The following is a 7,316-nucleotide window of genomic DNA, read 5'->3' on the forward strand; positions in this document are numbered from 1 at the left end:
GAGGGGAGAGGTATAAGGCGTGAAGCGAAAAAGCCCGGTGAAAACCGGGCTTTTGTCTTACCGCTCCCCGAAGGGGCTGGCTTTATTTGATCCGCATGCCGGGCTGGGCGCCGTCGTGGGGCTCGAGGATCCACAGATCCTTGCCACCGGGGCCGGCGGCCAGCACCATGCCTTCGCTCAGGCCGAAGCGCATCTTGCGCGGGGCCAGGTTGGCGACCATGACGGTGAGCTTGCCTTCCAGATCTTCCGGGTTGTAGGCGGACTTGATGCCGGCGAACACCTGACGGGTCTCGCCGCCCAGATCCAGTTCCAGCCGCAGCAGTTTCTCGGCCTTGGGCACCGCTTCGGCTTTCTTGATCAACGCCACGCGCAGATCGACCTTGGCAAAGTCGTCGAAGCCGATGGTCTCGCCGATGGGGTCGTCGGCCAGGGGGCCGGTGGCCTGTTTGACCTGGGCCTGCTCGGCGGCCAGATCTTCCTTCGAGGCTTCGACCATGGCGGCGACCTTGTCGGCGTCGATGCGGCTGAACAGGGCATTGAATTTGTTCACGCCGTGGTCAAGCAGCGGTTCGTTCACGGCGTTCCAGCTCAGTTCGCAGTTCAGGAAAGCCTCGGCGCGTTCGGTCAGCTTGGGCATCACCGGCTTGAGGTAGGTCATCAACACCCGGAACAGGTTCAGACCCATGGAGCACACCGCCTGCAGCTCGGCGTCTTTGCCTTCCTGCTTGGCCAGTACCCAGGGCGCTTTGTCGTCCACATAACGGTTGGCCTTGTCGGCCAGCGCCATGATCTCGCGGATGGCACGGCCGAATTCGCGCTGTTCATAAGCCTGACCGATGCGCTCGGCGGCCGCGGCAAACTCGGCATACAGCTCGGGCTCGGCGCAGTCGCCGGCAAGCTGGCCGTCGAAGCGCTTGGCGATGAAGCCGGCGTTGCGCGAGGCCAGGTTGACCAGCTTGTTGACCACGTCACTGTTCACCCGGGCCACGAAGTCGTCCAGGTTCAGGTCCAGATCGTCGATGCGGCTGGACAGCTTGGCGGCGTAGTAATAACGCAGGCACTCGGGATCCAGGTGATTGAGGTAGGTATCGGCCTTGATGAAGGTGCCCTTGGACTTGGACATCTTGGCACCATTCACCGTCACATAACCGTGCACGAAGATGTTGGTCGGCTTGCGGAAATCGCTGCCTTCCAGCATGGCCGGCCAGAACAGGCTGTGGAAGTAGACGATGTCCTTGCCGATGAAGTGATACAGCTCGGTGCTGCTGCTCTTGTTCCAGTATTCGTCGAAGCTCAGATCGCCGCGCTTGTCGCAGTAGTTCTTGAACGAGCCCATGTAGCCGATGGGCGCATCGAGCCATACGTAGAAGTATTTGCCCGGTGCATCGGGGATCTCGAAACCGAAGTAGGGCGCATCGCGGGTAATGTCCCACTGCTGCAGCCCGGACTCGAACCATTCCTCCAGTTTGTTGGCCATTTCTTCCTGCAGGGCGCCGGAGCGGGTCCAGGCCTTGAGCATGCCGTCGAACTGGGGCAGGTCGAAGAAGAAATGTTCGGTGTCTTTCATCACCGGGGTGGCGCCGGACACGGCCGAGCGCGGGTCAATCAGCTCCGCCGGGCTGTAGGTGGCGCCGCACACTTCGCAGTTGTCGCCATACTGATCTTCCGCCTTGCAACTGGGGCAGGTGCCCTTGACGAAACGGTCCGGCAGAAACATGTTCTGTTCCGGATCGTAGAGCTGGGAAATGGTGCGGTTTTCGATGAAACCGTTGCTCTTGAGACGGCCGTAGATCAGCTCGGCAAATTCGCGGTTCTCGGTGCTGTGGGTCGAGTGATAGTTGTCGAAGCCGATGTTGAAACGGTCGAAATCGGCCTTGTGCTCCTGCTGCACGGCGGCAATCATCTGCTCGGTATCCACACCCAGCTGCTGGGCCTTGAGCATGATGGGGGTGCCGTGGGCGTCGTCGGCACAGATAAAATGAACCTGATGGCCACGCATTCGCTGATAACGAACCCAGATATCGGCCTGAATGTGCTCCAGCATATGGCCAAGGTGGATGGAACCGTTGGCATAGGGCAGGGCGCAGGTGACAAGTATCTTACGAGGTTCGGTAGCCATAATTTCCATTCTGTTGAGTCAATTACGTGGGACAGAGCATGTTACCCGAGTTTTTTTCGGTTATACACACTTTGGCGGCTTTTTCCGGCCAAAGAGCCCGCACCGGGTTTTTACCATGGTCCCACCCCGGTATATGGCCGATATATCTACGACATCCGGCCCGCAAAGCCGCATATCGCCTCGGCCCGGCGTTTCGCCGCTGCGGGCTTTTTGGTAGAGTGCAGAACAGATTCGTCAGCAGGCAACACAGCATGAATAATGAACAGATTAATGCCCGGCTGGCCCGGTTCAGGCCGCCGCACTGGGCGCAGGATCCGGTCAGTGCCGGTTTTGTCCGTGGCGTGGCGCTGGAGCAGAACACCCTGGTGATCTCGCTGGCGCTGCCCTTCGTCGATTACGATCTTGAAACCGGGCTGAAAGCCCTGGATGCCGATCTGTGCCGGTTGAGTGGCGCGCAATCGGTCCGCTGGCAACTGAGTCACGAGGTGGCGACCCTGGCGCCGGCCAACGAGGCTCAGGCCGTCCCGGGTGTGCGTAATATCATCGCGGTGTCGTCCGGCAAGGGCGGGGTAGGCAAGTCCACCACCGCCGTCAACCTGGCGCTGGCACTGAGCCGACTCGGTGCCCGGGTGGGTCTGCTGGATGCCGATGTCTACGGGCCTTCCATTCCGATGATGCTGGGCGTGAGTGACGCCCGGCCGGAAAGTGACGATGGCAAGACCATGGCGCCGGTGCTGGCGCATGGCATCAAGGCCAACAGCATCGGCTTTCTGGTTGGTGCCGGGGATGCCACCGTCTGGCGCGGCCCCATGGCCAGCAAGGCGCTGGCGCAGATATTGCGCGAAACCCGCTGGGGCGATCTCGACTATCTGGTGGTGGATCTGCCACCGGGCACCGGCGACATTCAGATCACCATCGCCCAGCAGGTACCGACCACCGGCGCCTGGTGGTGACCACGCCGCAGAACGTGGCGCTGGCCGATGCCGTCAAGGGCATCAGCATGTTCCGCAAGGTCGATATTCCGGTACTGGGGGTGGTGGAAAACATGAGCTACCACCTGTGCAGCCAGTGTGGCCATCAGGAAGCCCTGTTCGGCGAAGGCGGTGGCCTGAAGGTCTCCGGCGAGCATCAGGTGCCACTGCTTGGCCAGTTGCCGCTGGACGCGACCATCGGCCGGCAGATGGACAAGGGCACACCGGTGCTGGTGACCGAGCCAGAGGGGCCGCTGGCCCAACGTTATCTGAACATCGCCGCCCGGGTGGCCGCGGGTCTGTATTTCAGTGGCAACACCATTCCTACCCGCCTTTATACCCGGCAGGTTTAACTGCATTACCACCACGCAGCAGCGGCATGACCTTGAACCGTGCGCACCGCGGCAAGCGCCGTCGCTGCCGTGGCTGGCATCAACTTTGAGTGAAGGAGTTTTCATGCGTCTTTGTGACCGGGATATCAAGCGTTATCTGGCCGAGGGTTTAATTCATATCAGTCCGGCTCCGGACCCCGACCGGATCAGCGGCGTGAGCGTCGATGTGCTGCTGGGCAACGAATTCCGGGTGTTTCAGGATCATACCGCCCCCTATATCGATCTGAGCGGCCCCAAGGGGCAGGTGTCCGAGGCCATCAACCGGGTGATGAGTGATGAAATTGTCATCCCCGATGGCGAGGCGTTCTTCCTGCACCCGGGTGAACTGGCACTGGCGGTAACACTTGAATCTGTCACCCTGCCCGATAACATCGTCGGCTGGCTGGATGGCCGCTCCTCTCTGGCCCGGCTCGGGCTCATGGTGCACGTGACGGCCCACCGCATCGATCCGGGCTGGTCCGGGCGCATCGTGCTGGAGTTCTACAACAGCGGCAAGCTGCCGCTGGCGCTGCGCCCGAAGATGGTGATTGGTGCGCTCAATTTCGAAACCATGTCCGGCCCGGCGGAGCGGCCTTACATGAGCCGTGCCAGCGCCAAGTACAAGGCGCAGCAGGGGGCGGATGCCAGCCGCATCAATCAGGACTGAACATCAAGACAGGATGACTAAATGAAAAAGCTACTCTACGGCGCAGGGGCGCTGCTACTGCTGCTGTTGCTGGCGCTGGTGATTCTGACCCAGGTGGTGGACACCGACAGGGTCAAGCGGGTACTGATTGAACAGACCAGAGAAAAAACCGGTCGTACCCTGGTGATTAACGGTGATTTGAGCTGGCGCTTCTTTCCTTCCATCGGTTTTACCCTGACCGATACCGCCTTGCTCAATCCGCCCGGTTTTGCCGCCGGCAATACCCTGTCCGTCGGTGAAGTCAGCTTGGACGTGGGGCTTAAGCCGTTGCTCGATAACCGGCTGGAGATCGGCGAGGCGGTGCTGGGTAATGCTCGGTTGCATCTGATCACCCGCGCCGATGGCGTGACCAATATCGACGATCTGCGTACCCTGTCGGCCGCAACCGGCCCGGACAAGAGTAATGATGCCGCCGACGAGTCAGCCAATGCGGATGGATCCCGTCAGCCGATGAGCATCAGCCTGGCCGGAGTGCAGGTGGTGGATGCCGAGGTAGTGGTGCAGAACGACGTCAGCAATACCCTGACGCGCCTCAATCGGGTCAACTTCAAACTCGATGAATTTGCGCCCGGCAAGGCGGTGCCCCTGAGTCTGTCTGGCAATCTGTTCAGCGACGAGATCCAGGCCAATATCGATGCCGCGGGCCAGTTGTGGCTGGCGCCGGAATTCGATCGCCTTCGGCTGGATGCGCTCAAGCTGGATGTCGACGCCACCGGTCGCGCCATTCCCGATAACAAGCAACTGCGTCTGCAGGGCAACCTGGCTTATGATCTCGAACGCAAGCTGGCCGAGTTCAGCGACATGACCCTGAAACTGGGATCACTGGATGTGACCGGCGCACTGTCGGTGCGACATGACGCCATCCCGGATCTGCGTTTCAACCTGAACACGGCGCTGCTGGACGTGGACGCCCTGCAGGCTGAATGGAGCCCGGTATCGGTTGATGACGAAGCTGCTGACGGCACTTCTACCGCCAAATCGACGCTGCCTGCCTCTACCGTTGCCGGTGAGCCGGACCTGTCGGTACTGAAGCGCCTCAGGGTCGAAGGCCAGCTGGCCGCAGACAAGGTGCTGGTGCAGGGAATGGAACTGGAACAGCTGACCATCAAGGTGAAGGTGGATCAGGGCAAGGTGAAGCTCGATCAGATACAGGCCCGCCTGTATGAGGGCAACATTGACGCCAGTGGTGAGCTGGACGTCAATGCCCATCCGGCCCGTTTTCGGGTGCAGAAAACGCTGACCGGGGTCAATGCCCGGGAGCTGCTGACCGCGGCCGCCGGCATCGACTACCTGGAGGGGCGGGCGGATCTGGCTCTGGACCTGAGTGGTACCGGCCTGACCGCCGACGCCATCAAGCGCAGCGTGAAGGGCAATACCGAGCTTAACGTGGCCGATGGTGCCCTGCACGGCGTGAATATCGCCGCGTTGATCCGCCGGGCACACGCCAGGGTGAAGGGACTGCCGTTACCGGAGGAAGACGCCGTTGAGCAAACCGATTTCAGCGCCCTGACGGCCGACTTTGCCATCGCGAAGGGCAAGGTGAGCACCGATAACCTGCAGATGGCATCTCCGCTGTTACGTATCGATGGCGAGGGTGAAACCAGTCTGCTCGACGAGTCGCTCGATGTGCTGCTTAACACCGCCATCGTCGGCAGCCTCAAGGGCCAGGACGGGGAAGAGCTGAGCGAGCTCAGAAACATCATACTGCCGGTGCGCATCGGTGGCAGTTACCAGCAGCCGAAATACAGCCTGGATCTGCAGCAGGTGTTTGACCTCTATTTACGCGACAAGGCCGACAAGGAAGCCGAGCGGGTCAAGCGCAAGCTCAACGAAAAGCTGGGTGAGAAACTGGGCGACAAGCTCGGTGACAAGTTGCCGGGCCTGCTCGACAAACTGGGCCTGTAACGCTGGCTGCCAAACGCCGTCGCTTCGGCCTGCGCTCACGCCTTGTGAGTTTCAGTCTGAAAGCGGCGGTGTATTTATACCCATCGCATTAAATATTCGATCTTTTTGACGGTCATGCCCATCTCGGACAAAGGGTCTACTCCGCCGACTCGCCGTAAATCCATCCTTGGAGGCTCAGCCGCACCATCCGTGGTGCGGATGGTCGGCTGAGCAGATCCCTTTGCCCGAGTGTTGCCGCCTGGTTGTTTTTACGGTATGACTTGCTCAGAATGTTTTCAGACCCCTTGACTCATCGCCACCTGTGATGGGGTAACCAAGGGCGATGATATCTGAAGCGAGGAGACACCCATTGAACAATAAAAGCCAACCCAGTGTGTTGATGGTCTGCATGGGTAATATTTGCCGTTCGCCCACCGCCGAGGCGGTGTTGCGCCAGCAGGCGACACGGGCCGGGGTGAACATCATCATCGATTCTGCCGGGACCATCGGTTATCACCGCGGGGCGATGCCCGACCAGCGCGCTCGGGTCACAGGAGAAAGCAGAGGTTATGATTTCAGTGGGATCACCGCCCGTCAGGTAAGGGCGGATGATTTTCTTGCCTTCGATCTGATCCTGGCGGCGGATCACAGTAACCTGGCCGACCTCAAGGCGCTGTGTCCGCCCGAGTATCAGCACAAGCTCAAGTTGTTGCTGAGTTATCATGAGGGCCGGAGCAGGAAGTGCCGGATCCCTATTACGATGAAGAAGAGGGCTTCGAACGAGTATTGGATTTGATTGAATCGGCCTGTGCCGGTGTGCTGACGCAGTTAAGGACGCGTTGAGAATAAAAAACAGACAAATAAAAAGGCTCCCGAAGGAGCCTTTTTTAGTGGAGTAAGGTTACTCCGGTTTGGTCATGGGCGCGGAGGCGGTATTGCGCGCGGCGGCACTACCGGCCTGGCGGCCGCTGGTGGCGACGGTCTGGCGCTGCAGCGGCGGATATTCCGGCTTAACGTAAGCAGGCTGTGCCACTACTGTCGGTTTGACCATGGGGGCGGAAGCCTGACGGGCACGCGAGTACAGGCCGGTGGCCGACGTCGCTTGCGCTGCAGGCCTGGGCGCGGCGGCTTCAACCTTGGGCGTGACGGCTTCGGCCTTGGGCTCAACGGCTTCAACCTTGGGCTCGGCGGCTTCGGCTTTCGGCTCGGTGGCTTCAACCTTGGGCTCGGCGGCTTCGGCTTTCGGCTCGGTGGCTTCAACCTTG

3 protein-coding genes and 3 pseudogenes are annotated in these 7,316 nt (G+C 60.6%); 4 read left to right on the top strand and 2 right to left on the bottom strand.

Annotation, left to right across the window (positions count from 1 at the left end):
- Positions 1–82: 82 nt before the first annotated feature.
- Positions 83–2,119, bottom strand: a complete 2,037-nt coding sequence (metG, locus tag BFR47_RS01405; protein WP_071471413.1) for a methionine--tRNA ligase — start codon at positions 2,117–2,119, stop codon at positions 83–85.
- A 251-nt stretch (positions 2,120–2,370) separates the two neighbouring features.
- Here metG and apbC point away from each other — a divergent pair.
- From apbC to BFR47_RS01425, 4 genes and pseudogenes are all read left to right on the top strand, one after another.
- Positions 2,371–3,443: pseudogene (gene apbC, locus BFR47_RS01410) on the top strand (iron-sulfur cluster carrier protein ApbC).
- A 103-nt stretch (positions 3,444–3,546) separates the two neighbouring features.
- Entirely contained in the window at positions 3,547–4,128 is a 582-nt protein-coding gene (gene dcd / locus BFR47_RS01415; RefSeq protein ID WP_071471404.1) for a dCTP deaminase, read from the top strand.
- 21 nt (positions 4,129–4,149) lie between these two features.
- Positions 4,150–6,072 carry an AsmA family protein gene (locus BFR47_RS01420; protein ID WP_071471405.1) on the top strand — a complete coding sequence of 641 codons (1,923 nt, stop codon included), beginning with the start codon at positions 4,150–4,152 and terminating at the stop codon, positions 6,070–6,072.
- A 388-nt stretch (positions 6,073–6,460) separates the two neighbouring features.
- Positions 6,461–6,894: pseudogene (locus BFR47_RS01425) on the top strand (low molecular weight protein-tyrosine-phosphatase).
- A 58-nt stretch (positions 6,895–6,952) separates the two neighbouring features.
- Here the strand turns inward: BFR47_RS01425 and BFR47_RS17910 are convergent.
- Positions 6,953–7,316, bottom strand: a pseudogene (locus BFR47_RS17910) (ribonuclease E); the annotation flags it as partial.

The sequence above is a fragment of the Oceanisphaera psychrotolerans genome, assembly GCF_001870485.1.
Lineage (GTDB): Bacteria > Pseudomonadota > Gammaproteobacteria > Enterobacterales > Aeromonadaceae > Oceanimonas > Oceanimonas psychrotolerans.